This is a genomic window from Sphingomonas sp., from assembly GCF_048595155.1.
Classification (GTDB): domain Bacteria; phylum Pseudomonadota; class Alphaproteobacteria; order Sphingomonadales; family Sphingomonadaceae; genus Sphingomonas_I.
The window spans coordinates 1-26,678 of record NZ_JBMDXN010000058.1 but is presented as its reverse complement, the minus strand read 5'-3'; the positions used below and the strand labels follow the sequence as shown (position 1 = coordinate 26,678).

21 protein-coding genes are annotated in these 26,678 nt (G+C 65.4%); 8 read left to right on the top strand and 13 right to left on the bottom strand.

Features of this window, described 5'->3' with window-relative positions; translation table 11 throughout:
- Positions 1-21: 21 nt before the first annotated feature.
- From ACOJSI_RS09525 to coaA, 4 genes are all read right to left on the bottom strand, one after another.
- Complete coding sequence (locus ACOJSI_RS09525) at positions 22-1,236, bottom strand: cytochrome P450 (protein WP_420138040.1); 1,215 nt, start codon at positions 1,234-1,236, stop codon at positions 22-24.
- A gap of 86 nt (positions 1,237-1,322) precedes the next feature.
- On the bottom strand, positions 1,323-1,949 hold the full coding sequence (locus tag ACOJSI_RS09520) for a TetR/AcrR family transcriptional regulator (protein ID WP_420138039.1): 627 nt from the start codon (positions 1,947-1,949) through the stop codon (positions 1,323-1,325).
- Between the two features lie 183 nt (positions 1,950-2,132).
- Entirely contained in the window at positions 2,133-2,846 is a 714-nt protein-coding gene (locus tag ACOJSI_RS09515) for a TlpA family protein disulfide reductase (RefSeq protein ID WP_420138038.1), read from the bottom strand.
- A 109-nt stretch (positions 2,847-2,955) separates the two neighbouring features.
- Positions 2,956-4,206 (bottom strand): type I pantothenate kinase, encoded by a 1,251-nt coding sequence (coaA, locus tag ACOJSI_RS09510; RefSeq protein WP_420138037.1) that lies wholly within the window; start codon positions 4,204-4,206, stop codon positions 2,956-2,958.
- 110 nt (positions 4,207-4,316) lie between these two features.
- Between coaA and ACOJSI_RS09505 the strand changes: the two genes are divergently transcribed.
- From ACOJSI_RS09505 to ACOJSI_RS09490, 4 genes are all read left to right on the top strand, one after another.
- Positions 4,317-6,539 (top strand): TonB-dependent receptor, encoded by a 2,223-nt coding sequence (locus ACOJSI_RS09505; RefSeq protein ID WP_420138036.1) that lies wholly within the window; start codon positions 4,317-4,319, stop codon positions 6,537-6,539.
- 155 nt (positions 6,540-6,694) lie between these two features.
- Positions 6,695-9,232 (top strand): ABC transporter substrate-binding protein, encoded by a 2,538-nt coding sequence (locus ACOJSI_RS09500; RefSeq protein ID WP_420138035.1) that lies wholly within the window; start codon positions 6,695-6,697, stop codon positions 9,230-9,232.
- A complete protein-coding gene (locus tag ACOJSI_RS09495) occupies positions 9,229-10,041 on the top strand; it encodes an ABC transporter permease (RefSeq protein ID WP_420138034.1) in 813 nt (270 codons plus the stop codon). The genes ACOJSI_RS09500 and ACOJSI_RS09495 overlap by 4 nt, the downstream gene beginning before the upstream one ends.
- On the top strand, positions 10,038-11,513 hold the full coding sequence (locus tag ACOJSI_RS09490) for an ABC transporter ATP-binding protein (protein WP_420138033.1): 1,476 nt from the start codon (positions 10,038-10,040) through the stop codon (positions 11,511-11,513). The genes ACOJSI_RS09495 and ACOJSI_RS09490 overlap by 4 nt, the downstream gene beginning before the upstream one ends.
- Positions 11,514-11,571: 58 nt before the next feature.
- Here ACOJSI_RS09490 and ACOJSI_RS09485 read toward each other — a convergent pair whose 3' ends face one another.
- Complete coding sequence (locus ACOJSI_RS09485) at positions 11,572-12,366, bottom strand: inositol monophosphatase family protein (protein ID WP_420138032.1); 795 nt, start codon at positions 12,364-12,366, stop codon at positions 11,572-11,574.
- Entirely contained in the window at positions 12,363-12,803 is a 441-nt protein-coding gene (locus tag ACOJSI_RS09480; RefSeq protein ID WP_420138111.1) for a GFA family protein, read from the bottom strand. The genes ACOJSI_RS09485 and ACOJSI_RS09480 overlap by 4 nt, the downstream gene beginning before the upstream one ends.
- An 86-nt stretch (positions 12,804-12,889) precedes the next feature.
- Here ACOJSI_RS09480 and ACOJSI_RS09475 point away from each other — a divergent pair, with 86 nt between their 5' ends.
- A complete protein-coding gene (locus ACOJSI_RS09475; protein WP_420138031.1) occupies positions 12,890-13,129 on the top strand; it encodes a hypothetical protein in 240 nt (79 codons plus the stop codon).
- Here the strand turns inward: ACOJSI_RS09475 and argJ are convergent.
- The gene (gene argJ / locus ACOJSI_RS09470; RefSeq protein ID WP_420138030.1) at positions 13,117-14,343 is read right to left on the bottom strand and encodes a bifunctional glutamate N-acetyltransferase/amino-acid acetyltransferase ArgJ; all 1,227 of its coding nucleotides are present in this window, start codon (positions 14,341-14,343) and stop codon (positions 13,117-13,119) included. The genes ACOJSI_RS09475 and argJ overlap by 13 nt on opposite strands.
- Before the next feature lie 116 nt (positions 14,344-14,459).
- Between argJ and ACOJSI_RS09465 the strand changes: the two genes are divergently transcribed.
- Positions 14,460-14,714, top strand: a complete 255-nt coding sequence (locus ACOJSI_RS09465) for a hypothetical protein (RefSeq protein WP_420138029.1) — start codon at positions 14,460-14,462, stop codon at positions 14,712-14,714.
- 103 nt (positions 14,715-14,817) lie between these two features.
- On the top strand, positions 14,818-17,565 hold the full coding sequence (gene secA / locus ACOJSI_RS09460; RefSeq protein ID WP_420138028.1) for a preprotein translocase subunit SecA: 2,748 nt from the start codon (positions 14,818-14,820) through the stop codon (positions 17,563-17,565).
- A 133-nt stretch (positions 17,566-17,698) separates the two neighbouring features.
- Here secA and ACOJSI_RS09455 read toward each other — a convergent pair whose 3' ends face one another.
- Together ACOJSI_RS09455 and ACOJSI_RS09450 are read right to left on the bottom strand one after the other, a co-directional pair.
- Positions 17,699-18,346, bottom strand: a complete 648-nt coding sequence (locus tag ACOJSI_RS09455; protein ID WP_420138027.1) for a hypothetical protein — start codon at positions 18,344-18,346, stop codon at positions 17,699-17,701.
- Between the two features lie 22 nt (positions 18,347-18,368).
- Positions 18,369-18,977: a hypothetical protein gene (locus ACOJSI_RS09450; RefSeq protein ID WP_420138026.1), complete on the bottom strand. Its 609-nt coding sequence runs from the start codon at positions 18,975-18,977 to the stop codon at positions 18,369-18,371.
- Positions 18,978-19,267: 290 nt separating this feature from the next.
- Between ACOJSI_RS09450 and ACOJSI_RS09445 the strand changes: the two genes are divergently transcribed.
- Positions 19,268-20,599, top strand: coding sequence for an APC family permease (locus ACOJSI_RS09445; RefSeq protein WP_420138025.1), 1,332 nt, complete (start codon positions 19,268-19,270; stop codon positions 20,597-20,599).
- Positions 20,600-20,625: 26 nt separating this feature from the next.
- Here the strand turns inward: ACOJSI_RS09445 and ACOJSI_RS09440 are convergent, their stop codons facing one another.
- The 4 genes from ACOJSI_RS09440 to ACOJSI_RS09425 are packed head-to-tail and all read right to left on the bottom strand — an operon-like array spanning position 20,626 to position 26,580.
- Positions 20,626-21,234, bottom strand: a complete 609-nt coding sequence (locus ACOJSI_RS09440) for a GDSL-type esterase/lipase family protein (RefSeq protein ID WP_420138024.1) — start codon at positions 21,232-21,234, stop codon at positions 20,626-20,628.
- A 57-nt stretch (positions 21,235-21,291) separates the two neighbouring features.
- The gene (locus ACOJSI_RS09435; protein ID WP_420138023.1) at positions 21,292-22,815 is read right to left on the bottom strand and encodes an ABC1 kinase family protein; all 1,524 of its coding nucleotides are present in this window, start codon (positions 22,813-22,815) and stop codon (positions 21,292-21,294) included.
- A gap of 36 nt (positions 22,816-22,851) precedes the next feature.
- Positions 22,852-26,313, bottom strand: coding sequence for a transcription-repair coupling factor (mfd, locus tag ACOJSI_RS09430; RefSeq protein ID WP_420138022.1), 3,462 nt, complete (start codon positions 26,311-26,313; stop codon positions 22,852-22,854).
- Positions 26,314-26,580, bottom strand: coding sequence for a succinate dehydrogenase assembly factor 2 (locus tag ACOJSI_RS09425; RefSeq protein WP_420138021.1), 267 nt, complete (start codon positions 26,578-26,580; stop codon positions 26,314-26,316).
- Between the last annotated feature and the right edge of the window lie 98 nt (positions 26,581-26,678).

Below are 26,678 nucleotides of genomic sequence, written 5' to 3'. Positions count from 1 at the left end.
GGAGGCGCGATTGCGTTGTCGCTAAGCCGCGATCGCCCGCATGGGGAGATGCGCAAAGCCTAAGGTGACGTTGTTGACGATGCGCTGTGGGGTGCCGTTCAATTCCAGTCGGCGGACGCGGCGCGCCAGTGCCGTGAAGACCGCCACCAGCTCCATCCGCGCGAGCGCCTGGCCAAGGCAGCCGTGGGGGCCATGGCCGAAGCCGAGTTGCAGCCGCTCGCGCCGGTCGATGCGGAATGCATCGGGCGCGGCGAACGCCCGCTCGTCGCGGTTGGCGCTGGCGTAGGACAGGATCACGCGGGCGGAGGCGGGTACGACGGTGCCGTCCGACAACGTCGCGTCCGCCGTCGCCACGCGCGCGAACAGCTGGAGCGGGGGATCGATGCGCACGATTTCGTTGGCGGCATGAACCGCCAAAGCGGGATCGTTGCGAAATTTGCCCCACTCGGCCGGGTTGGCCGCGAACAGCGCCAGCCCGGACGCCATCGCCGCGATCGTGGTTTCGAACGCCGCCACGATGTAGCCCGCGAGCATCCCGATCGCCGTTTCGCGGTTGATCACGCCCGCATGAGCCGCCTCGATCAGCTGGCTGGCGAAACCGCCAGGCGTCACGCGATTGGCGTCATAGATATCGGCGATCAGCGCCATCATCGCCGCCAGCGTCGCGAGCCCTTGTTCGGTGCGCGCGTTCATCGGCCCGGCGGCATTCCAGGCGCCGTCGGCAATGGCGAGCAGGCCCGGCCGCACATCGTCCGGCCATCCGATCAGATCCATGACCAGGTTGATCGGCAGATCATGCGCGAAATCGGCAACGCCGTCGAAGCAGCCCATCTCCGCAATCCGGGCCGCCAATGCATCAGCACGCGCGCCGATCGTCGCCTCCAGCGGCTTGAGCGCAGACGCGCCGAGTGCCGGGGCCATCACCTTGCGCCGCTCGGTGTGGATTGGGGGATCCTGACAGATCAGCGCTTCCCGCCAGGCGGCGTTGATCGTCGGATTGAGGCCGATCCCCTGGGCGGAGGAGAAGGTGCGCCAATCGCCCAGCCCGGCGCGGACATCGGTGAAGCGACCGATGAACCAGGCATCGATCCGCTCCAGATAGACCGCGCTGCCCAGGTCGCGCAGCGCCCGATAATGCGGGTAGGGGTCGATCAGCGCCGCGTCGCCGTAGAGATCCATGTCGGAACGGGGCGCATGGGATGAAGTCACGCCTCCGCACTTGCCCGGCCACGCCATTGTCCGTCTCCTTTGCCACAAAGCGCTCGACGCTTCTGGCCGGTCGTTCCCGAATCTTACAAAATGTATGATTTCGGAGATGCGCTTTAATCGGACAGATTGTCAAGTTTGGCTGACGACGCCGTGGAACCGGGCATCGCGGGCAGGGGCCTGTTCGAGATTTCTTCCGCGTCTGCACTGCTCACGCCCAGGGCCATGAGCATCCGGCAGGCGACATTGCGCGGGTAGTCGGCGGCGGCCTCCTCGCGCAGCATCGACACCATCGCCGCGAAGCAGGCGCCCATCCACAGGTCCCGGCCCAACCGTGCCTCCGGAATCGTCAGCAGCCTGGCCGCGATGCCTTCCTGGATCGTGGTCTGTGCCTGGTGGAAGGTCTCGGCTCCGAAGATGAATCCGCTTGCGCTGAGATTGACCATCGACCAGGCCCAATGCCGGTCGCGCTGCACGCGTTCCAGGTACAGACGGGTTGCGGCCGACGCGCGCTCCCGCGGATCGTCGAGTGTAGCCGCTGCCTCCGATACGGCGATCATAAAGACATGGGTCAGTTCGTACGTCAGCGCCTCGCGCAGTTCGGCCATGCCGGTGAAATGATCGTAGAATGTTGCCCGGGTAATGCCGGCGCGCGCCGCGACCTCCTCGACCCGCGCATAAAGGCCCGCTTCCTCGCCCAGCAGTTCGAACGCTGCCGCGATGATCCGCGCGCGCGTCCGCACCCGCCGCTGACGCCCGATCTCGGCCCGGCGCTCACGATTTGCGGGGGAAGCATCCTGCGGCATCGATGCGGCTCATAGCAGCGGCATCGGGAAATCGTTAGGCTCGCCGAGCGCCTCTCCCACAAGGCACTGCTCCCGCTTGCGCCGGCCGCGGCCGCACCGCGGCGACCCGCCCGGCACAGATTATAGTTGGTCCAGCGCGCTCTTGGCGAGCAGCGCAGCAAATTCGTCGGCGGCGGGCGTCGACCACCATGTGGCATCGGCTTTGCCCGGCGCCCCTCCGGCAGCGCCGCCTTGCGCGCCTGTCGGAACCGGATCGTCCTTGATCAGGTGCGTTCCGAAGGCGCGTCCCACGATCTGTCCACGCGCATTCATGAGAAGATTGCACGGCAAGGTGAAGCCATGTCCGCCATGGGGCGTCGCGAGGAGCGGCCCGATCGTGCCGCCGCCCTGCTCGACCCAGCAGGGCAAGGTCGCGGCATCGACCTGGTCCAGGCGCCGGCGTGCGCGTGCCGGGTTTTGCGCATCGTCCAGGTTCACTGCAAGGACATCGAACCCCTGGCGGATATGCCGCCGCCGCAGCTCCCCAAGATCATGCGCTTCCTGCAGGCACGGTACGCAGAATTCGGCCCACAGCGATACCAGGGTGACCTTGTTCTTCAGGTCGGAAAAGCGCCGCGGCCCCGCAGGCGTCCAGAGGGGTGTGGTGGGCAGGGGCGCGCGGGGGTGAAAAGCTTCGAACGTTGCGGCGACGGGATTGCGGGCAAGTCTGCCGCTGCGGAACAGCCGCCGCGACGCAGGAACGATCGATGCCGCATGGCCAGCGAGCAACGCGGACCCCGCCAAGGCCAGCGATCGAAGCAGAAAGGATCGTCGGTCTTGTTCGGTCAGGATCATGGCATGGCGCTCCGATAGTGCGCCAACACGTCCGCCAGAGACGCTGATATGTCGCGTTAAAGTCGGTTAAGCGATGCCTTCGATCCGGCTGGTGGTCCGCCCGGCGGCCCTACAGCTTCCGGAGCCAGAGATTGTCGATGCGATGATCCGCATCCTTGCGCACGATGACGTCGGCGCGCTGGCGGCTGGGGAGGATATTCTCGACCAGATTGAGTTCGTTGACGTCGCGCCAGATCCGCCGGGCGATCGCGCGCGCCTCCTCCTCGGGCAGGATGGCGAGCTTGTGGAAGAAGGCGGTGGGATCCTGGAAGGCGGTCGCGCGCAACAGCATGAACCGTTCCTCGAACCAGCGCGAAATGTCGCCGGGCGCGGCGTCGATATAGATGGAAAGATCGAAGAAATCCGACGCGGTGAACGGCGCGCGGGTGACGTCCGACCCGATCCCGATCTGCAGGACGTTCAATCCTTCGAAGATCAGGATATCGGGATGTTCGACGACCTGCACGTCCGGCCGTACGTCATAGACGTGGTGCGAATATTGCGGCGCGGTGCCGCGCCCGGTCAGCCGGATATCCGCCAGGAACTGGATCATGCGGCGCACATCATAGCTTTCGGGAAAGCCCTTGCGCTCCATCAGCCCGCGCGCGGCCAGCACGTTGTTGGGGAAGAGAAACCCATCGGTCGTGACCAGATCGACGCGCGGATGATCCGGCCAGCGCGACAGCAAAGCGCGCAACAGGCGGGCGCTGGTACTCTTGCCGACCGCCACAGATCCGGCGATCGCGACGACGTAAGGCCGCCGTGCCGCCGGGCGGCCCAGAAAATCGTCGGTCACGCGGGACAGGCCGTGTGCCGCATTGACGTGCAGATTGATCAGGCGCGTCAGCGGCAGATAGACGTCCTGCACCTCGTCCAGCGAGATCGGATCGTTGGTACCGCGCAGGCGCACCAGATCGGCTTCGTCCAGCGTCAGGGGCGTAGCCGAGCGCAAGCGCGCCCAGTCGGCGCGGGTGAAGTGGGTGTGGCTGGCTTCGCTGGCCGGCAAGCTATCGGCTATGTGACGTCGCGGGCCGGTGGCCGCGTCCGCCGCCAGCATGGCGCGATCGTCGCGGATGCGGGTGTCGACGAAATCGAGCGGTACCAGCCGCGCGCCATCGACCAGATTGCCGGGCACCTGCGCCGCCGAGATGATCTCCGGATGGTACGCGCCATCGATATGGCCGCGCACCAGCCAGCGATGCACTGTAGAAGGCGGCTTGCCGATCGCCGCGGAAAAGCGGGACAGGCCGCCAAATTTAGCCGCGACGACGGATGCTGGAGCGCCGCGATCGATCGCCCGCTTGGGATTGTTCTTCGCCACCCGACCCCTCTTCCACCCCATGCGCAAATACGCAACAGACGGATGAGATATTTTGCAAATTGCGAAATATCGCCTTGTCACTCGTGAGTTTATGCTTCATTTTTCCGCAAATGCGAAATATCTCCCGCTTTGCTTCCGCTTCGTCCCGCTGCGCCCTTGCCGTCATCGTCGTTGCGACCCTGCCTTCCTCTGCCTTGGCGGAGGTGGATGGAGACGGTCTGCCGGAGGTGGTCGTTACCGCGCAACGGCGGCCTGAGCAGGCGCAGCAAGTGGGCGTCGCGCTGTCGGTGCTGAATGGGACCGATCTGGTGACCCGCGGCGTCACCAACGTCAATCAGCTGCAATATCAGACGCCGGGTCTGGAAGCCGTGCCGGCCTTTGGTGGCGGCCAGCCGCAATTCCGGCTGCGCGGCGTCGGGTTCGACGATTATGCCTCCAACAATGCGTCGCCGGTTGGCATCTATGTCGACGAAGTCGCGAAGTCCTTCCCGATCCAGACGCAGGGCCTGTTGTTCGATCTTGACCGGGTCGAGGTGCTGCGCGGTCCACAGGGAACCCTGTACGGTCGCAATAGCACCGGCGGCGCCATCAACTTCCTGACGGCACGGCCGACCAGCACGCTCTCGGTGGGCCTCGACGCGGATTATGGCAGTTTCGATCTGTTCCGCGCCGAAGGGCATATTTCCGGCCCGATCGGCGAGGGGCTGAGCGTCCGGATTGCGGGTGCAACCGAGCAGGGCGGGGGCTTCCAGCATGATCGGCTGACCGGTCGCAGCCTGGGCGATGCGGATCGCTGGGGTGCGCGCGGGCAGATCGCCTATACGGGCGGCGGCGTCGATCTGCTGGTGGAAGGCCATTATGGCGGCGACACGTCGGAGGCGACGGGGCTGCGCCTGTTCGATCCGCTGGTCTCTCCCTATGGCAGCGCTGCACCGAGCCGCGTCATTCCGGCCGATAGCAATCATCGCGCGACCGGATGGGGTGCGTCGGACCAGTTTGCCGCCCTTCATGGCTTCGCGGCCGATACCAAGCCGTTCCGCGATAATGAGACGATCGGCGGCCATGCGACGTTGTCGATCGATCTGGGTAGCGCCAAGCTCACCAGCGTCAGCGCCTATGAACATTTCCGCCGGCGCGAATATAATGATTGGGACGCGTCCGATCTGGCCTATGCCGGGACCTATTTCGGCAGCCGCGCGAACGTCTATTCGCAGGAAGTCCGTGTTGCATCGACAGGTCCCGGACCCGTGCGCTGGATCGTCGGCGGCTATTATTCCAACGAACAGTTGCGCGACCAGTTCGACAGCGATTTCGTCCAGTCACTCGGCTTCGTGGCGCGGACATCCTATCGGCAGCAGGCCCATACGATTGCGGGTTTCGGCCAGCTTGATGTTGATCTGACCTCGAAACTGACGCTGACCGGCGGGCTGCGGCTGGAGCGGGAGGTGCGGCGATTGCGCGATTTCGACACGACCACCACACCGTTGGTCGGGATCGGCGTTCCGGCCGGTTCCTCGGACCTGCGTTACACCCAGCTCACCGGCAAGGTCGCCGCCAATTATCATGTGAGCGACGCCAGCCTTGTCTATGCCAGCGCCAGCCGCGGCGTGAAATCGGGCGGCTTCACCGCGTATAATACGCTGACCACCGATCAGCTGGCGCCGTTCAAGCCGGAAATCCTCTACGCCTATGAGGTGGGCACCAAGAACGAACTGGCCGGACGCACGCTGCGGCTGAACGGAGCGGCCTTTTATTATGATTATCGCCGCCAGCAGGTGCAGTCGGCCATTTACAGCCCGATCTATGGCGCGGTCGGCAAAATCGTGAACGCGCCCAAATCGCACATTTACGGTGTCGAGGCGGAGCTCACCTGGGCCCCGGTTGCCGGGCTGGAGATCACCCAGGGGCTGACGTGGCGCAAGGGCAAGTTCGATCGTTTCAACGATCTCGACATCGCCGCCAGCACCGCCGCCGGGCAGGCAGTGACGGTCAGCCGGCGCGGCCAGGACCAGGGCTTCCCGCATTGGAGCTATACCGGCGCGGCGAGCTATCGCCTGCCGCTCGGCGGCTATGCGCTGACTGCGCAGGCCGATTATGCCTATCGCGACACGCTGGCGCCGGTGTTGCTGGGGCCGAACTTCCGGGTGCACGATTATTGGCTGGTGAACGCGACGCTGACGCTGTCGTCCGGCCCGTGGAGCGTCGGCATGTATGCGCGGAACCTGTTCAACCAGCATTACGACCTCACCCGCAATTTCTTCCTGGGTGGGATCGACATCGCGGCGCCGGGCCGGCCGCGGAGCATTGGCGTTCGAGGTCGGTACAGTTTCTGAAAAGTCAGGATATTGTCGTCTGCCGTCCGTTCGTCCCGAGTAGCGATCGAGCTTGTCGAGAGCGCGTATCGAGGGAGGGGATGTCTCGGTACAGCTTCTCGGCTACGCTCGAAGCCTATTCGATACGAACGGGTTCCAATGATCGCAGCGGTTGAATGACGGTCGCCAAGACACTGCTGCGTTTGCTTGTCACCAGCCTGGCGCTCGCGCTGGCGTTCGCCACGCCGGCGTCGGCGCGCGACCGGATCGTCGTCGCGCTGCAGCTGGAGCCGCCGACGCTCGACCCTACTTCGGGCGCGGCCGCCGCGATCGACGAGGTCACCTACCGCACCATCTTCGAAGGGCTGACGACGCTGGACGCGACCGGCGCCGCCGTGCCGGTGCTCGCGACCAGCTGGACGATGGCGCCCGATGCGCGCAGCTACGTCTTCCATCTGCGCCCCAATGTCCGCTTCTCCGACGGAACGCCGTTCGATGCGCGGATCGTCAAATTCAGTCTGATGCGCGCGATCGCACCCGGCTCCACTAACGCGCAGGCGCAAGCCTTGGCGGAGATTGCGGGCGTGGACATTCTCGACCCGCTGACGGTCCGAATCCGCCTGAACGCACCCGATGCCGCACTGCCCATATTGCTGGCGTGGGGCGATTGCGTGATGGTCGCGCCGGGATCGGCCGCCCGACTGGCGACCGATCCGATCGGGACCGGCCCATTCCGGTATGGCAACTGGGCACGTGGCGATCGGCTCACGCTGGTGCGAAACGACGGCTATTGGCGGCCGAAGCCTGCGCTGCGGCGCATCGAATATCGCTTCATCAGCGATCCCGCCGCGGCTTATGCCGCGGTCAAAACGCATGCGGTCGACCTGTTTCCGGACTATCCGGCGCCCGAAAACATCGCGCAATTACGGGCGGATCCGACGCTGCGCGTCACGACCGCGCCGAGCGAAGGCGAGGTTATCGTCGCGCTCAACAACGCCAAAGGGCCCTTGCGGGACGTGCGCGTACGCCGTGCGATCGCCTACGCCATCGATCGCAGGGCCATAATCGACGGCGCAATGTATGGTTATGGCCAGCCCATCGGCAGCCATTTCCCCCCGCAAAATCCCGATTATGTCGATCTGACGGGCCTCTATCCGCATGATGCCGCGCGTGCGCGCGCCCTGCTGGCGCAGGCAGGATATCCGCAAGGGCTGACGCTTACGCTCAAGCTGCCGCCGCCCGCTTATGCCCGCCGGAGCGGTGAGATCGTGGCGGCACAGCTGGCCACGGTCGGCATCAAGGCGGTGATCGTGCCGGTGGAATGGCCGCAATGGCTGGATGAGGTGTTCGGCCGTCACGATTACGACATGACCGTCATCAACCATGTCGAGCCCGGCGATTATGCGATTTACGGGCGGAAAGATTATTATTTCGGCTATCGGAGCGATGCGGTCGCGGCCTTGCTGGCGCAGCTGAAGGCGACCGCCGATCCCGCGCGCCGCCACGCTTTGCTCGGCGCTATTCAGCGCCGCATCGCGGAGGACGCGGTCAACGCCTTCCTGTTCCAGTTTCCGCACCTGTCGGTGGCCGACAGCCGCCTGACCCAGCTCTGGGTCAATGCGCCGTTGCAGGCCATCGACTTCTCGACCGTGCGTTTCGCCGGGGACAATGGCCCGGACAGCCGCGAGAGCCAGAGTCGGGGCTGGTGGATGCCGCTGCTGGGGCTGGTCGCCGTCGCCGGTCTGATCCTGTTGGCACGGATTGGGGGTGCCGGGTGGACGGCGCGGCGGCTGGGCATGTTGCTGCTGACGCTGGCCGGGGCCAGCATCGTCATATTCGTGCTGCTGCAGCTCGTCACCGGCGACCCCGCGCAATTCATGATGGGGATGGAAGCGAGCCCCCAATCGGTTGCGGCGCTGCGCGAGGAACTGGGCCTGAGCGGACCAGCGATTGGTCGTTATTTCAGCTGGATCGGCGGGATGGTGCGAGGGGATTTCGGCACATCCTATGCCTATCGCGTTCCGGTTGCAGGGCTGCTGTGGGCGCGCATCGCGGTGTCGCTCCCATTGGCATGCCTCGCGATGCTCGTGTCGGTGATGCTGGGCCTCCTGGCTGCATTCGCCGCCGCGCTCCGGCCCGGCGGATGGGTGGACCGGACGATCGGTCTCGCGACGCGCATCGGCGTCGCCGTTCCCAGTTTCTGGCTGGCTATGATCCTGTTGCTGATGTTCACCGTGCGTCTGCGCTGGGTGCAGGCGAGCGGCTTCCCCGGTTGGCAAGCAGGCCTGGGTCCGGCCCTGGCAGCCCTGATCCTGCCGACATTGGCGCTGGCGATACCGCAGGCGGCGCTGATCGCGCGTGTTGCCCGCGCGGCGCTGGTGGCCGAGCTGGGACGCGATTATGTCCGCACGGCCCGCGCCAAGGGCCTCGGCCGCGGTCTGATCCTGCGGCGCCATATCGCCCCGAATGCCGCCGGCCCGATCCTGGCGATCATCGGACTGCAATTCCCGTTCCTGCTCGGCGGCAGCGTCATCGTCGAGAATGTCTTTTACCTGCCCGGGCTCGGACGCCTGATCGTTCAGGCGATCACCGCACGCGACCTGATCGTGGTGCAGGCGGTCGCCATGCTGCTCGTCGCGGCGACGGTCATCGCCAGCTTCCTGACCGATGCGGCACAGGCGCTGCTGGACCCGCGTCTGAGGGAAAAGGCATGAGCGGAAGGCGCTGTGCCGTCGTCCTGGGCCCGATCCTGCTGGCGCTGATCGCCGCGGCGGCGCTGCTGTCTTTGCTGTGGGTGCCGTGGGACATCGCCGCGATCGACGTGTCGCACAAGCTGCAGTCCGGTTCGCCCGCCCATCCGTTGGGAACCGACCAACTGGGCCGCGATATGCTCTCGCTGCTGATGGTAGGCGCGCGTCCGGCGCTGGGCGTGGCGCTCCTCGCGCTCGTGGTCGGGCTTGCCGGCGGCGTACCGCTCGGCCTGCTGGCGGCGGCACGGCCGGGCTGGATCGACGAGCTGGTCGCACGCGCATCGGACATTTTGTTCGCCTTCCCCACGCTGGTGCTGGCGATGGTGGTATTGGCCGTGTGGGGCCCCGGCGCCAGCCATGCGGCGTTCGCGATCGGTCTGATCAACATTCCCGTTTTTGCTCGCGTTACCCGCGCGGCGGCGCGGGGGATGTGGACGCGAGACTTCATCCTTGCCGCCCGGCTCGCGGGCAAGGGGCCGCTGCGGATCTCGATCGAGCATATCCTGCCGAACATTGCCGGGCCGCTGATCGTGCAGGCGACGCTGCAAATGTCGCTCGGCGTGCTCGCGGAGGCGGCTTTGTCCTTCCTGGGGCTCGGCGCGCAGCCGCCGGTGGCAAGCTGGGGGCGGATGGTGGCGGACGCGCAGACGCTGATCGCGGTCGCGCCGCGATTGGCGTTGCTGCCGGGGCTGGCCATCATCGTGACGATCAGCGCGATCAACCTGACGGGCGAGGCGCTGCGCGACTGGCTGGCGCCGGAGACGGGGCTGTGAGCGCGCTCGACATTCAGCATCTGTCGGTCCGCTATGGGGATGTGGTCGCGCTGGACGATGTCTCGCTGAGCGTGGGGGCGGGCGAGATCGTGGCGCTGGTCGGCCCTTCCGGGTCTGGCAAATCGACGCTCGCGGCGGCAGCAATGGACCTGCTGCCGCCCCAGGCGATCGAGCAAGGCGTGGTGCGGGTGGAAGGCCGTGATCTGCGGAAGATGGACGAAGCCGCGTTGCGCGTTTTGCGCGGAGGCCGCATCGGCATCGTCTTCCAGGAACCGGCCACCGCGCTCAATCCGGCGCTGACGATCGGTCAACAGATTGACGAGGTGCTGGAGCAGCATTCCGGTCTCTCGCGCAAGGCGATCGCGCGGGAGGTGGCGCGGCTGCTGGATCGGGTGGGGCTCGATCTTGCCCCTACGCGCTATCCGCACACGCTGTCGGGCGGGCAGCGTCAGCGGGCGGCAATCGCGATGGCGATCGCGGCCAAGCCCGCCATCTTGCTGGCGGACGAACCGACCGCCTCGCTGGATCCGGCCGCGCGTGCCGCGATCACCAGCCTGCTGTCCGATCTGGTTCGCGACGGGTCGATGGGGCTGCTCATCGTGACCCATGACATGCGGTTGGCCGCCACGGTGGCCGATCGCATCGTCACCCTCGATAAAGGGCGGGTGGTCGACAGCGGGCCGCCGGAGCCGGGCAGCCAGCCGGTGCGCGTCGCGAGCGCTGCGGGTGCCCCGATCCTCCGTTTCGATGGCGTGGCGCGCACCTATCGGGGACGAAAGGGTGCGGTGGCGGCGCTGCAGGACGTCTCCCTCACGCTGGGACGTGGTGAGACGCTGGCGGTGGTGGGGCCATCCGGCTCAGGCAAGTCGACGCTGGCCCGATTGGCGCTGGGACTCGACCGGCCCGACAGCGGCGCCGTCACGCTCGACGGCAAGGATTGGCAGGCAATGCAAGGCCGTGAGGCGCGCGCGATGCGCCGTCGCGTGCAGGCCGTGTTTCAAGATCCTGCCGCGAGCTTCGATCCGCGCCAGACGGTCGGGCGGATCGTCGCCGAGCCGCTATATCTGCATGACGGACTCGACGGAGCGGAGCGTGATGCGCGGGTGTACGAAGCGCTGGCGCAGGTCGGGCTACCGGCGGATGCCGCCGGACGGCGACCCCAGGCTTTTTCCGGCGGACAGCGCCAGCGTATCGCGATCGCGCGCGCGTTGATCCTCAAACCCGATCTGATCGTGCTCGACGAAGCCCTGAGCGCGCTGGATCCCGCCACGCGCGCGGAGATCGTCGCGTTGCTGCTGCGCCTGCAGAAGGACCTCGACATCGCCTATCTGTTCATCGCGCACGATATGGATCTGGTTCGCCAGATGGCGCACCGTGTGATCCTGCTCGAGCAGGGGCGTATCGCCGCGGCAGGGGATGTCGAGACGATATTGGATCGCATCGAGCGGGGCAGCGACCTTAGCGTGTCCTGACGGCCGCAACGCGGCGCACGGCTGCCAGTCTAAGCCGTCCGGCGGAAGAACGTCAGGTTCAGCGAAGCAGGATCGCGGCAGCCTCGTCCCACATCTGCGGCGTGGCAGCCGCCAGCATGCCCTTGCCGGTTTGCGTGATGTCGTAGGGCGTGCCGTCGAACCGCGCGATCTTGCCGCCGGCTTCAGTCAGGATCAGCGCGCCCGGTGCGTGATCCCAGACATGGGTGCGCCAGAAAAGGGCAAGGTCGTTGGTCCCGAGCACGACGCGCGGATATTGTTCGGCGGCACAACGCGGAATGCCGACGCAGCGCATCTTGCCCTCCGCGCGCCGTTCGATGTCTTCGCGCATGTCCGGCGGGAGGTAGCGGGTCGAGAGGCCTGCGACAGGAAGGGCCTCGCCACTGGTACGGGCGGTTACGCGCTCGCCGTTGATGAAAGCCCCCTTGCCGCGAGCAGCGCTGCACATGCGATCGAGTACCGGATCATAGAGCCAAGCCGCTTCACCGACGCCGTCGGCCGCGAGCGCGACCATGATGCCAAATGGGGTTTCGCCGGCGGCGAAATTGGCGGTGCCGTCGATCGGATCGACGATCCAGGCGACACCCTGGCCAATCCCGTCGAGCAGGGACGGATCTGCCGAAACGCCTTCTTCGCCGATCACGCGGGAATCGGGCAGGAGCCGGGTCAGTCCTTCGATCAGCGCCAGTTCGCTTTCCTTGTCGGCGATCGTGACCAGCTCGTCCGGCGCCTTCTCCTCAATCTCCCCGACGTCGAGCATGCGAAAGCGCGGCATGACGATGCGCTGGGCAACGTCGCGGATCAGCGTCTGTACGGCGGCGTCGAGCTGGATCATGATGTCTCGTCTGCGGAAAGGCCGCGCGTATCGCGGCGGAAGCGGTCATGCCGCGGAAGATCGTCGCCTGCCTGCGCCCAGGCGATGCGGGTCGCGTAAAAGATGTGGAATGCGGGCACGACCCGATCCGGTGCATCCAGTGTGGCTATGCTGAAATCGACGGTTTCGGGTTGATGATCGACCTGCATCAGGAATGGCGTGCCGCAGCGCGTACAGAACAGACGATGGCCAAAGTTGCTGGAGTTGAACTGGCCCACCAGATCCTCGCCTTGCGTGAACTGGAAATCGCCGGCCGGCACGGTGGCAAAGGCCATGGCCGGGCTGCCCGAATTCAGCTGGCACGTCCGGCAATGGCACCAGCCCGCGTCATAAGGCGTGGAGGCGAGGCGGTATCGTACCGCACCGCAGGCACAGCCGCCGGTCCAATCCTGATCCATCACCACGTCTCCGTGTCGGTGAGCGGACGACCATTGACCGCAATCCATGCGGCGAGGTGCTCCAGCGAGCAATTTGGGCCTGGACCGTGCCAAGGGACGATCAGCGGTTCGCCGCGGAAGGGCAGCCGCAGGCCGACGCTGGCAGCGGCATCGATCTGAACATCGTCGAGATCCTCCTCGCAAATGCCGAGGTCTCGGCAGGCATCGGTCTCGCCGGTAATTTTGCGCGCGCGACCAGCTTCTTCACGGCAGCGATCGATCAAGCGTACGACAAGTCGATCGCGCAATTCCTGGAGCTCGACCGACCAGGGCATCAGCTCCGGTAATCCGCGTTGATCGAGATGTAGCCGTGGGTGAGATCGCAGGTCCACACGATGGCGCGGCCGTCGCCGAGGCCGAGATCGACGCCGATCTCGATCTCCTGGCCTTTCAGGTGCGCGCCGACCGGCGCCTCGTCATAGCCTTCGACGGCCAGCCCGTTGCGGGCGACCTGAATGCTGCCGAACCGGATCGAGAGCTTGTCGCGCTCCGCCGGCTCGCCCGCCTTGCCAACGGCCATGACGACGCGGCCCCAATTGGCATCCTCCCCCGCAATCGCGGTTTTCACCAGCGGGGAGTTGGCGATGGAGAGCGCGACCCGATGGGCGGAGGCATCGCTGTCCGCGCCTTCGACGGCAACCTGGATGAACTTGGATGCGCCTTCGCCGTCGCGCACGACCAGATGGGCGAGCTGGCGGCACAGATCGGTCAGCGCCGCCTGGAAGGCATCCGCACCGGCATCGTCGAAGGAGGCAAGCGGGGCATTGCCCGCCTTGCCGGTAGCGAAGGCGAGCACGGTGTCGGATGTCGAGGTGTCGCTGTCGACGGTGATGCAGGAGAAAGTGGGCGTATTGGCGGCGCTCAGCATCGTCTGCAGGAAGGGCGCCTCGACCGCGGCATCGGTGAAGATGAAGCCGAGCATCGTCGCCATATCCGGCGCGATCATGCCCGATCCCTTGATGATGCCGACCAACGTCACTGTCCGCCCGTCGACGATCGCGGTGGTGCTGGCCCCCTTCGCGAACGTGTCGGTCGTGCCGATCGTGTCGGCGGCGGCGCGCCAATCGGCCTCGGGCGCCTGGATCACGGCGTCGATCCCGGCTTCCGCCTTGTCGATCGGCAGAGGTACGCCGATGACCCCGGTCGAGGCGACGAAGACGTCCGAAGGCTGGCAGCCAACATGGCCCGCCACCCGCGCGGCGATCGCCTCCACCGCGGCCCGCCCGCGATTGCCGGTGAAGGCATTGCTGTTGCCGGCATTGACGACCAGCGCGCGGGCGCGGCCGAGCGTGAGCGCGGCGCGGCACCATTCGACTTCCGGCGAGGGGCATTTGCTGCGTGTGGTGACGCCGGCGACGGTGGTGCCGACATCCAGCGCGGCATAGGTCAGGTCGGCACGCTCCCAATTCTTGTACCCCGCGCGGGTGACCGCAAGGCGGACGCCGGCGATCGCGGGCATGGCAGGGAAGGGGCGGGCGAGGGGGGAGGTGGGATCGGCCATGATGTGGCCGCGTAGCAGCGGAAATCCCGGAAGTGTATTCCTGTCTCCGCCACGGTGACGAAAGACGAACCGGCAGGATGGACGTGGCAGGGGGCTTCACCTACATGGCGAATATCATGCGTTTGCTGCTCCTCCTGTCCGCTTTTCTGACCGCCCTGACCGGCGCGATGACAGGCACGGCTGCGTCCGCGCAGCCGGTGGTGGCGAGCGCAAGTGCGACCCAGGCGCAGCCGGGTGCGGCCGCGCGCGCGCAGCGTCCGCTGCCGCAGGCCAGTCCCGTGGCGCTGCTGGCGCCGCGGACATGGCGGGCGCCTGGTCCTTTGGCGACCGCCTCTTCCCCCGATTCGTTCGGCGAGCGCCGTCGCGAATAAGCATTCGCGCGGGTGATCCGGGGCATCCGGATCTTCGTTTCATTGTTAGTCTATCGCGCCGGGCCCTGAGTGGCGGCAGCGTTCCACGATAAGGAAAATCAGCATGTTTGCCGGCATTGCCAAGGCCATCTTCGGCTCGTCCAACGACCGTTACGTCAAGTCGATGAGGCCGATCATCACCAAGATTGCGGGGTTCGAACCTGCGCTCCAGGCGATGACCGACGAGGAATTGTCGGGCCAGACGGCCAAGTTCCGCGCCATGCTGGCGGACGGCGAGAAGCTCGACAATCTCCTGCCCGAGGCGTTCGCGACCGTGCGCGAGGCGGCCCGGCGGGTGTTGGGCCAGCGCCACTATGACGTGCAGATGATCGGCGGCATCGTGCTCCATCGCGGCGAGATTGCCGAGATGCGCACGGGCGAAGGCAAGACGCTGGTGGCGACGCTGGCCGTCTATCTGAACGCTCTGCCCGGCAAGGGCGTGCATGTCGTTACGGTCAACGACTATCTTGCCCGGCGCGACTCCGAATGGATGGGTCAGGTCTACCGCTTCCTCGGCCTGACCGTTGGCGTGATCGTGCCGAATATCGGCGATGAGGAACGCCGCGACGCTTATGCGGCCGATATCACCTACGGCACGAACAACGAGTTCGGCTTCGATTATCTGCGCGACAATATGAAATATGAGCGCAGCCAGATGGTGCAGCGGCCCTTCGCGCATGCCGTCGTCGACGAAGTCGATTCGGTGCTGATCGACGAAGCGCGGACGCCGCTGATCATCTCCGGCCCGACCGAGGACAAATCGGAACTGTACAAGTCGGTCGACGCGATCGTGAAGCAGATCGATCCGTCGCATTATGAATATGACGAGAAGGCCCGTTCGGTCATCCTGACCGAAGAGGGGACCGAGGCGATCGAGCGCGCGCTGGAGGCAGCCGGCCTGCTTCAGGGCGACAATCTCTACGATTTCGAAAACACCCAGGTGGTTCACCACCTCAACCAGGCGCTCAAGGCCAATGTCGCGTTCAAGCGGGACATCGATTATATCGTGAAGGACGGCAAGGTCGTCATCATCGACGAATTCACCGGCCGCATGATGGACGGCCGGCGCTGGTCTGACGGCCTGCATCAGGCGGTGGAAGCGAAGGAAGGCGTCAATATCGAGCCCGAGAACCAGACGCTCGCCTCGATCACCTTCCAGAATTATTTCCGCATGTACCCCAAGCTGTCGGGCATGACCGGCACGGCTGCGACCGAGGCGCAGGAATTCTACCAGATCTACAAGATGAACGTCGTGTCGATCCCGACCAACGTGCCGGTGCGGCGCAAGGATGACGACGACGAATTCTACAAGAATATCGGCGACAAGTTCGCCGCCATCACGCAGGCGATCCGCGAAAAGGCGGAGACCGGCCAGCCGGTGCTGGTCGGTACCGTCTCGATCGAAAAGTCGGAAATGCTGTCCGAATTCCTGCAGAAGGAAGGCGTGAAGCATAATGTGCTGAACGCGCGCTACCACGAGCAGGAAGCGTTCATCGTTGCCCAGGCCGGGCGGAGGGGCGCGGTCACGATCGCGACCAACATGGCGGGCCGCGGCACCGACATCCAGCTGGGCGGCAATCTGGAAATGCGGATGCTGGAAGAACATCCGGATCTGGAAGTCGGCACGCCCGACTATGAGCGCACAGCTTCCACGATCGCGGCGGAAATCGCAGCCGAGAAGGAAGCCGTGCTGGCGGCAGGCGGCCTGTTCGTGCTTGGCACGGAACGGCATGAAAGCCGCCGCATCGACAATCAGCTGCGTGGCCGCGCCGGACGTCAGGGCGATCCTGGCCTGAGCCGCTTCTACCTGAGCCTGGATGACGATCTACTGCGCATCTTCGGCCCGCAGACGATGTTCGCCAAGATGATGAACAAGAATCTGGAGGATGGCGAGGCGATCGTCAGCCCCTGGATCAGCAAGGCGATCGAAACCGCGCAGCGCAAGGTCGAGGCGCGCAATTACGATATCCGCAAGCAGGTCGTCGAATATGATGACGTGATGAACGACCAGCGCAAGGTCGTGTACGAGCAGCGCGCCGACATCATGGATGCCGAAGCGGTCGACGATGTCGTGAGCGACATGCGCGCCGAAACGGTCAACGCGATCGTCGCCGATGCCTGCCCGCCGGGCTCCTATCCCGAGCAGTGGAATATCGAAGGTCTGAAGGAAGCGACGGCCGATATCTTCGGCATCACGCCGCCGATCGACGAATGGCTCAAGGAAGAGATGGTCGAGCCGGAAATGCTGGCAGAGCGGATCGGCGAGGCGGCCGAGGCGCAGCTGGCCGAGCGGGTCGAAGAGGTCGGCAAGGAAAGCTGGGCCAATATCGAGAAGAGCGTGCTGCTGCAGCAGCTGGATCATCACTGGAAGGAGCATCTGTCGACGCTCGACGCGCTGCGGCAGGTGATCCACCTGCGCGCCTACGCCCAGAAGACGCCGATCAACGAGTATAAGACCGAAGCGTTCGCGCTGTTCGAACGCATGCTGTCCGCAATTCGCGAGGACGTGACGCGCACCCTTTCGAACATCCGCTTCAACTTCGCACCGCCGGAATTGCCGCCGATGCCCGATTTCGCGATGCCCGATTTCGTGACGACGCATATCGATCCGCTGACGGGCAATGACGACACGTACGATCGTGACGCCGCGTCGCTCGGCCTCGTGACCACCCGCCTGCCGCCGATGCAGATGGCGCAGCCCGACATGCCGGCGCTGGGCAACCCGGAGGAATGGGAAAACCGGGTCAGCCGCAACGCGCCTTGCCCGTGCGGATCGGGCCGCAAATACAAGCATTGCCACGGGCAGCTTTGATCTAAGGGGCGGCAGCGCCGCCCCTTATTCCTTCTTTACCGCTCCGCCGGCAGTCCATTCATGACCCGCCGGGCGACAGCCCGTGAGGGGATGGACGCTGAAACGCGTCCAGCATGGGACGGGCTGCGGCTTCTCACCGCCGCCCGAACAATCGCGATAGCCATCCACGCTGTTCGGGCTCTGGCGCTGGCACACCGCCGATGGGCTGGACCATGGACCAACGGAATCCGTCCGGAGGTCCTTCCTGTGGGTCGAAACCGCACACTGCCTTCGATAATTTACCCGGCACTTCCCATACGATATCGAGACTGAGTTTTGGTACGATGCCCTGCGCGGCGGCGGTATAGGCCTGGCCAACAATCTGGACGAGATTGTCGGGAAGTTGCCCGTCTATCTTCAACCGATCGTATGGCGACCGGCACTCGGAATCGTAATCCAAACGCCAAGCTTGCTGACCGTCCGCATACCAACGCGCTTCAGAAAAGCAGCCCGTACTGAACTGCTGGCCGAGGAAAGTCGGGCCGAACTTGGCAAGCGCAGCCAAGCATTCCTTTTCATCCTCGTCGATATCCCCGAACAGCAAAAGCCAGTCACCCGGCAGAAGGCCGACGAACACCCTCTCGCGAAAGTCGGCGCGTTCCGAGAAGTTCGGCCAATCAGCGACGTCGCGGACGTCCGCGTCTTCCGAATATTCCATCTCCAGAGCGGCAAGCGCCTGATCCGGCTGGAGGCCCTGCACCGCCACCCATGCAAGCACAAGATTGACCTCGGCGTAGTTCATTGCCCACCTCCCGATCGAAACTCTAGGTGCGGCCGAAAAGCCGGGCGAAGAAGCCGGCCTTCGCTTGGCCCGCCGCCGGTTTAGCCCCTCGGTTCGGACGCAGTTCCGAGACATCGATGTCGTCGAGCTCATTCTCGTCCGGCATATAGCCGCAGAGGGCGGCGGAGAGCCGTCCGGGAATGCCGAACATGAGATCGACAGCGGCATCTTCGCCGCCTTGGGCATCCTGTTCGGCGCGCAAAGCGTGGACGATCGCGTCGAGTTCCGGCGGCGGACTGCCCGTAATTTCCAGCGCGTAGAGGCTTTCTTCCTCCTCGGGATCATGCGTGACGCTCCAGACCTCGGTGCCCTGATCGTAACCGCGGGCTTCCGAACGCATGACCGTTTCAGACATTTCGCCGCCCACAGCTCGGCCAAGCTTGGTGAGCGGCTCCAACCTTCCCTCGAAAGCATCAGCGCTGTCGCCGCTCAAAGCCAGCAACCAGCCATTCGGGAGGGAGCCGAGCGCGAAATTGTCGCGCCAGTCTATATCTTCGTATGTGACGGTCCCAGTGACGTGCATATCAAGCGCTTCCAGCGCCTGCTCCGCTGTGACACCTTGAACGGCAACCCAAGAAATTCTCAGCCCCATCGTCTTTCTCCCTACCCGTCTCATCTTGGAATATGGCGGTTATTGCAAGAACAAATATAGAACGAATTGAGGTCGGAGTATAAGATGAACGGTGGACGGCTCGGCTATGGTCGCGTGGGGCCTGGCCGTTTGCGCCGCACCAAACCTTCCTCGGCCGACGGCGAATTGGAGATCCGCGTCTGGGCCGGGTGGCGGGTGAAACAAGTTCAGCATGGCCGGCGGAGAGATAAAGGCTTGTTGCGGCTTCCTTATCTGTCGGGCAAGCTTCCGTAGGTAAAGGGGATGTGCGTATGGCGACCACGCCGGAACTGGCTGTTGAGCAACAGGGTCGCGATCATGGCCTGGTACGGGCGATGGGCGTGTTCGCCTTTGCCGCGGCGATCACCAACGAAGTGGTCGGCGCCGGAATTTATACGCTGCCGGCTAAAATGGCGTCCTCGGCGGGAACGACGGCGCCTTACGCTTATATCGCCTGCCTGATCGCCATGGGCGCGGTCGTGCTGTGCTTTTCGGAGGCGGGTAGCCGTATCTCCACCAGCGGCGGCCCCTATGGCTATGTCGAAGCGGCGTTCGGAAAGATGCTCGGTTTCGTTGCGGGCGTCTTGTTGTGGCTGTCCGCCGTATTGGCGGCAGGCGGCATCGCTGTCGCAGCGACGGACATGGCCGGTGCGGCATTCCCCTTCCTCGTGCAGCCGGTCGTACGGGAAATCCTGATCGTCGGCCTGTTGGCGATCATGGCAGGCATCAACATCGTCGGTGTCGATCTCGCGGCCAAGGTGCTCGGCTGGGCGACGATGATCAAGGTGCTGCCGCTGATCCTGTTCCTGGTCGTGGGCGGCATCGCTCTGGCGATGGGCCACCGCGCGGAGGCGCCGATCACGCACATTCCCAACGCCAATTTCGGGCATGCCGTCATCCTGGCCATGTTCGCGCTGACCGGCATGGAAACGCCACTGGCGGCATCGGGCGAAGTGCGCGATCCGGCGCGCACCGTGCCGCGCGCGCTGATCCTGGCCATGGGGCTGATCGGGCTGCTCTATGTCGCCATCCAGCTGATCGCGGCCACCCTGTTCGGGGCGGGGCTGATGCATTCGGCGGCGCCGCTTGCCGATGCGCTGGGCACGATCGATCCGCGTCTGCGTGCGCCGCTGCTGGCCGGCGCCTGCTTTTCGATGGTGATCTGGCTCGGCAGCGACTTTCTGGGCGCGCCGCGAGTGTTGTTCGCGTTCGCGCGCGACGGCTTGCTGCCGGCCGCGCTGGGGAAAGTGCATCCGCGCTGGCGGACGCCGCATTGGGCAATCCTGGTGCATTTCCTGTTCGCCGTGGCCCTGGCGCTGACGGGCACGTTCGAGCAGCTGGCGATCCTGTCGACGCTGGCGATCGCGCCGCTCTATTTCCTGGCCTGCGCCTCCGCCGTGATCTTGCGGTCGCGCGGCATCGCGACACTGGGCAAACCGCTGTCACTGCCCGGCATCCCCGTGATCGCGGGCTTCGGCATGCTGTGCATGGCGATCATGGTCGCGCTGGCCGACTGGAACGAGATCGGCGCGCTCGCGGGCGTTCTGGTGGGAAGCTGCCTGCTTTATCTGGTGATGCGGCCCCGTACGCCGAAGCAAAGCTGATCCAACATCCTGCTCGCCCGCCTGGGCTAGGCACCGAGTTGGCGTAACGCCTGCTTCGTCTGCTGTCGCATCGCGTGATAGCCCGCGCGCGTGAGGTGCACACCATCCGTCGTGTAGCGCGGACGCAGGCCACCATGTTCGTCGCGTAGCGAGTCGCCATAGTCGACATAGACGAGATCGTGCGCCGCGCCGTAACGCTGCAGCGCCTCCACCAGGACCGGATAGAGGTGGGGCGAGGCAAACAGCGATTCCGCGGTGGCGGAGATGGGCGGCGGTGCCGCCAGGATGAGGCTGATGCCCAATTGCTTGCTTCGTTCGGCGATCCGCACGAGATTGGCGATCGAATCTGACGCTTCGGGCCCGGGCGCGCCATACCAGAGATCATTGGTGCCCCCCATGACATGCAGGATCTTCGGCTGAAGCGGGACGACGTCGCGCTCGAAGCGAATCAGCATGTCGGCGGTGGTGGAGCCCGACACGCCAAGATTGCGGCGTCGCGGCCAGAACATCCACGGATCCGCTTCCAGCCAGAATTCGGTGATCGAATCCCCCAGGAAGACGACGTCCGGGCGTGCCGCCTTCTTGCCCCGCGCCTCGATAAGGCGGATCTGCGCGGCTGCGATTGCTTGGCGCAATCTCCGCAGGGCCCGAGGCAGGCGCACCCCAATTCCTCCCCTAGCGCACGCCGCGCGTCATAGCGGGCGGGTCGCGAAGAGCGCGGCCGCGATCAGGATCGCAGCGAGCAGGATGCCGCCGGCCAGCCATTTGGCGGCGGCGAGGATCTCGGGCGCGGAACCGGTCGGGGCAGCCACCGGCCGCTCCTCCTCAAGCCGGCGGACGAGGGCGCGCAGAAGGCGGGGCGCATCGTCATACAGGCGGGCGATTTCCATCAGCATCGCCTGGGCCCGTTCCGACGTCTTCGCGGCGGATAGACGCGAAGTGAGCAATTTCGTGCGGGCGCGCTCCAGCGCGGTCGACAGGTCGAAATCAGGCTCGATGCCGCTCAGCACGCCATCCATGGTAATCATCGCCTTGAAGATGAGCACCAGATCCGGCGGCAGGACCAATTGCTCTTCGCGAATCAGGGGAAACATATCGGCCGTCAGTGCGCCGAGGATGAGCCTGCCGCCGCCATGCCGCGCCGTCAGCCGCTCGGCGACAAGGACGATGCGGTCGTGCGATACACCGTCATTCTGGTTCCAGACGGCCAGAACCTCCGCCAAGGCAGCGGGATCGCCGCCGTTGAGTGAGAGGACGAACCGGAGAAATTCCTGCTGGCGGCGCGGGCTGACGTGGCCGATCAGACCCAAATCGATCAGCGCCAGCCGATTGTCCGGCAGGCAGAGCAGATTGCCGGGATGCGGATCGCCATGAAAGCGGCCGTTGATCAGCACCATGTCGAGAACGAGATCGGCACCGAGATCGGCAATGGCGCTGGGATCCAGGCCTGCGCTGCGCAAGGCGTCGGCACTGCGCGGCGGCACGCCTGCGATATAGTCCATCGCGAGCAGCGTTTCGGACGTCCACTGCCAGTGGATCTGCGGGACGACGACGCGTTCGTCATGCGCGAGATCGGCGCGCAGGCGATCGGCATTGCGGCCCTCATTGGCGAAATCGAGCTCGTCGATCAGCTCCTGCGCGAGCTGGTGGACCAAGGCCTGCGGCTGGTAGCGGCGCGCTTCGCGGCTGCCGGTCTCGATCATGCCGGCGAGGTGGCGGATCAGGCGGAGATCCGCTTCCATCTGCGGCCTTATGCCCGGGCGGCGCACCTTGAGCACGATCTCCTGCCCGTGGTGGGTCGTGGCGCGGTGAACCTGCGCGATCGAGGCAGCGGCGAGCGGCGTGGGATCGAACCGGGCGAAGGCGGTCTCGGGCGGCTCGCCCAAAGCGGCCTCGACCTGCGCGCGCAGATCCTCGAAGGGGAGCGTGGCGGCCTTGCTTTGCAGCGCTTCGAATTCGGCGATCCAGGGTTCCGGCAGCAGATCGCGGCGCGTCGCCAGGATCTGGCCCAGCTTGACGTAGGTCGGGCCCAGCGCCTCGATCGCCTCACGCGTGCGCCGGGGCAGATCGCGCGGCTCCTCGCCCGCATCCGCCATCGGCTCTGCATTCAGGCCGAGGCGGGCGAGGAGGACGTCCAAGCCATAGCGTGCCGCGATGCTGACGATCTCGGCGAGCCGTGCGCGATCGCGCGTGGCGACCATTATCGTTTTGATCATCAAGCTGACGCTCCCTGCAGACCGGCGGGTAACGCCTTATGCCAAAATTTTGGCCAACCCCTTGGAAAGTTGCAGCGCGCCGTGCAGCTGCGCCGCCGCGTCGGGCCAGTTGCGGGTGATGACCAGCTTGTTGTCGGGCCGCAGTTTCGCCGTGCCCTTGAGCCGTTCGACGTAGCCGAGCAGCCCGGGCAGATCCGGAAACTGATCCTGGAAGAAGGTGACCAACGCCCCCTTGGCGCCCACGTCGAGCTTGGCGACGCAGGCACGCTTGGCGTTCAGCTTGGTTTCCAGGATGGACAGCAGGTTTGCGGTCGCCTCCGGCAGCGGACCGAAGCGGTCGATCATCTCGGCGGCAAAGGCTTCGATGCCCTGCTTGTCCTCGATCTCGTTCATGCGGCGATACAAGCCCATGCGCAGATCCAGATCGGGAACGTAGGTTTCCGGGATCATGATCGGCGCATCGACGCTGATCTGAGGCGAGAATTCGTGGCTGCGGGTCGCCTGCGTCATCCCGCCAGCCTTGGCCTCCAGGATCGCGTCTTCCAGCATCGACTGATAGAGTTCGAAGCCGACTTCCTTGATGTGGCCCGATTGCTCATCGCCGAGCAGATTGCCCGCCCCGCGAATGTCCAGGTCGTGGCTGGCGAGCTGGAAACCGGCGCCCAGCGAGTCCAGATTCTGCAGGATGTGCAGCCGCTTCTCGGCTGTCTCCGTAATCTGACGATTGGGCGGGGTGGTGAGATAGGCATAGGCCCGCGTCTTGCCGCGGCCGACGCGCCCGCGCAGCTGATAGAGCTGGGCCAGGCCGAAGCGATCGGCGCGATGGACGATCAACGTATTTGCGCTCGGGATGTCGAGGCCGCTCTCGACGATCGTCGTGGAGACGAGCACGTCGAATTTGCCGTCATAGAAATCGCTCATCCGCTCTTCGACCTGGGTCGCGGCCATCTGGCCATGGGCGACGACGTAGCGGACTTCCGGCACTTCCTTGCGCAGGAATTCCTCGATGTCGGGCAGGTCCTTGATCCGCGGGGCGACGAAGAAGCTGCGTCCGCCGCGATAATGTTCGCGCAGCAGCGCCTCGCGCAGGACGACCGGATCCCAGGGCGCGACATAGGTGCGCACCGCGAGGCGATCAACCGGCGGCGTCTGCAGCACCGACAGCTCGCGCAGGCCGGACATGGCCATTTGCAAGGTCCGTGGGATCGGCGTGGCAGTGAGGGTCAGGACGTGCACGTCCGACTTCATCGACTTGAGCCGTTCCTTGTGGGTGACGCCGAACCGCTGTTCCTCATCGACGATGACGAGGCCGAGATGCTTGAAGTCGACGCCCTTGGCCAGCACCGCATGGGTGCCGATCACGATATCGATCTTGCCTTCGGCCAGACCCTCCCTGGTTCGTTTGGCTTCGGCGGCAGGAACCAGCCTGGATAACCGGCCAACCTCGATCGGGAAGCCGCGCCTGCGCTCGACGAAGTTGGTATAATGCTGGCGCGCCAGCAGGGTGGTGGGCCCAACCACCGCGACCTGCATGCCCGCCATGGCGGCCACGAAGGCGGCCCGCAGCGCCACCTCCGTCTTGCCGAAGCCGACATCGCCGACGATCAGCCGGTCCATCGGCTTGCCTGCGGAAAGATCGTTCAGCGCATCGTCGATCGCGCGATCCTGATCCTCGGTTTCCTCATAGGGGAAGCGATCGACAAAGGCGCTGTAGGCGGAATCTGCCTCGGCCCGATCGGCGGCGCGCAGCGCACGCTGGGCGGCGGTAGCGATCAGCTCGCCAGCGATTTCGCGAATCCGCTCCTTCATCCGCGCCTTGCGCGTCTGCCAGGCGACGCCGCCAAGCTTGTCGAGGCTGGCGCCCTCTTCGCTGCCGTAGCGGCTCAGGACTTCCAGATTCTCGACGGGGACGTAGAGCTTGTCGCCGCCGGAATAGGACAAGGCGACGCAATCGTGCGGGACCTTGCTGACCGGGATCTGGGTGAGGCCGTCATAGCGGCCGATGCCGTGATCGGCGTGGACGACCAGATCGCCCGGCGAGAGCGTCGCCAATTCCGCCAGGAAGGCGTCCGCCGACTTGCGGCGCTTGGCGCGGCGGATGAGCCGGTCGCCCAGCATATCCTGCTCGGTCAGGAGCGCCACCTGCGGGGTGGTGAAGCCATGATCGAGCGGCAGGACCGTGAGCGCGGTGGTGCCGGGCCGGAAGGCGGTGCCGAGCGCATCCTGCCAATCGTCGGCCAGCATAGCGCCGTCGAGCCCATGCTCGTTGAGCAATCCCTTCAGCCGCTCGCGCGCACCGACGGAATAGCTTGCCAGCACGATCTTGCGCCTGGACTTGGCGAGATCGTGGATGTGGCCAACCACCGCCTCATAGACGTTGGCGTTCTGCGTCCGCTCGGGCGTGAAGTCGCGGGGGCCATCGACGCCGAAATCGATGACGCGGGCGCTGTCGGGCTCGTGGAACGGGGTGGTCAGATGGATCGGGCGATCGGCGATCGCTTCGGCCCATTCCTCCTGCTTCAGGTACAGCGTCTCGGGCTCGAGCGGGCGGTAACTGCCGGGATCGCTGGCGCGGGCGCGCACCCGGTTGTCGTAATAGTCGGTAATCGCCTCGAACCGCGCTTCGGCGGCGCCGTCGGCACCGCTGTCGCGTACGATCAGATCGTCGGGGGAAAGATGGTCGAACAGAGTGGACAGCCGCTCCTCGATCAGCGGGAGCCAATGTTCCATACCGGCGAGGCGGCGGCCCTCCGACAAGGCCTGGTAGAGCGGATCCCCGGTCGCGGTGGCGCCGAACTTCTCACGATAGCGCGAACGGAACCGCTTGATCCCGTCCGGATCGAGCAGGGCTTCCGACGCGGGCAGCAAGGTAAAGCCATCGACGGAGGCGGTCGTGCGCTGATCCTCGGCGGAGAATTGGCGAACGGTTTCGATCTCGTCGCCGAAAAAATCGAGCCGCAGCGCATAGGCTTCGCCGGCAGGAAACAGATCGACCAGCCCACCGCGCACGGCATATTCGCCTGCCTCGTGCACCGTATCGGTGCGCTGATAGCCATTGGCCTGGAGCAGTTCGGCGAGCGCGTCGCGATCGATCCGCTCACCCGGCGCCAGGGTCGCGGACAATTGCCGCAGGCGGAACGGGGTGAGCGTGCGCTGGGTCACGGCGTTCGCGGTGGTGACGAACAATTGCGGCTTATCCGTCTTGCGCTGGAGTGCGTGCAAGCCGGCGAGCCGTTCAGACGTGACGCGCAGCGAGGGCGAGGCGCGATCGTAGGGCAGGCAATCCCAGGCGGGGAAGATCACGACGTCGAGCTCGGGCGCGAAATAGCGCGCATTGTCGGCCATCGCGCGCATCGCAGCCTCGTCGGGTGCGATGAAGACGGCGCGTCCTTTGGCGGCGCGCGCGAGATCGGCCATCATCCACGGCAGGAAGCCGGCCGGTGCGCCGGCCAGAGTCAGCGCTTCGCCGGCTTTGAGGATCCGTTGAATATCAGTCACTTACTTCTCAATCGGGATATAGTCGAGCCGGCACATGCGCTCCATCATCGGACCCTGCCAGCGGGCTGGAACGGGGATCGTGCCGATCGCCCAACCCATGATGTCGACATCTTCCTCATTCATCAGCGCCTCGAACCAGGCGATGTCGTCGTCCGACCAGGTGTCGGCGCACGTGTCGAAGAAGCCGCCGACCATCAGATCGGCTTCCTTGGTGCCGCGGTGCCAGGCGCGGAAGCGCAGGCGCTTGAGGCGGATCTCGCGGTCCATGATGCTCCAACGGGGATGCGCCGGCGGCCGCTTTGCGGCGCCGGGAACGGGGGCTAAGGCTGGACGCATCTAGCCATGCGACCCGATATTCTCAATCC

What these genes read in the sequence shown, in the direction of transcription:
- ACOJSI_RS09485 (WP_420138032.1), bottom strand. Translation starts at nt 12,366, where the DNA reads ATGATCCAGCTCGACGCCGCCGTACAGACGCTGATCCGCGACGTTGCC.
- ACOJSI_RS09525 (WP_420138040.1), bottom strand. Translation starts at nt 1,236, where the DNA reads ATGGCGTGGCCGGGCAAGTGCGGAGGCGTGACTTCATCCCATGCGCCC.
- argJ (WP_420138030.1), bottom strand. Translation starts at nt 14,343, where the DNA reads ATGGCCGATCCCACCTCCCCCCTCGCCCGCCCCTTCCCTGCCATGCCC.
- ACOJSI_RS09465 (WP_420138029.1), top strand. Translation starts at nt 14,460, where the DNA reads ATGCGTTTGCTGCTCCTCCTGTCCGCTTTTCTGACCGCCCTGACCGGC.
- ACOJSI_RS09505 (WP_420138036.1), top strand. Translation starts at nt 4,317, where the DNA reads ATGCGAAATATCTCCCGCTTTGCTTCCGCTTCGTCCCGCTGCGCCCTT.
- ACOJSI_RS09445 (WP_420138025.1), top strand. Translation starts at nt 19,268, where the DNA reads ATGGCGACCACGCCGGAACTGGCTGTTGAGCAACAGGGTCGCGATCAT.
- ACOJSI_RS09425 (WP_420138021.1), bottom strand. Translation starts at nt 26,580, where the DNA reads ATGGACCGCGAGATCCGCCTCAAGCGCCTGCGCTTCCGCGCCTGGCAC.
- ACOJSI_RS09495 (WP_420138034.1), top strand. Translation starts at nt 9,229, where the DNA reads ATGAGCGGAAGGCGCTGTGCCGTCGTCCTGGGCCCGATCCTGCTGGCG.
- ACOJSI_RS09480 (WP_420138111.1), bottom strand. Translation starts at nt 12,803, where the DNA reads ATGGATCAGGATTGGACCGGCGGCTGTGCCTGCGGTGCGGTACGATAC.
- ACOJSI_RS09515 (WP_420138038.1), bottom strand. Translation starts at nt 2,846, where the DNA reads ATGATCCTGACCGAACAAGACCGACGATCCTTTCTGCTTCGATCGCTG.
- secA (WP_420138028.1), top strand. Translation starts at nt 14,818, where the DNA reads ATGTTTGCCGGCATTGCCAAGGCCATCTTCGGCTCGTCCAACGACCGT.
- ACOJSI_RS09455 (WP_420138027.1), bottom strand. Translation starts at nt 18,346, where the DNA reads ATGAACTACGCCGAGGTCAATCTTGTGCTTGCATGGGTGGCGGTGCAG.
- ACOJSI_RS09500 (WP_420138035.1), top strand. Translation starts at nt 6,695, where the DNA reads ATGACGGTCGCCAAGACACTGCTGCGTTTGCTTGTCACCAGCCTGGCG.
- ACOJSI_RS09450 (WP_420138026.1), bottom strand. Translation starts at nt 18,977, where the DNA reads ATGGGGCTGAGAATTTCTTGGGTTGCCGTTCAAGGTGTCACAGCGGAG.
- ACOJSI_RS09435 (WP_420138023.1), bottom strand. Translation starts at nt 22,815, where the DNA reads ATGATCAAAACGATAATGGTCGCCACGCGCGATCGCGCACGGCTCGCC.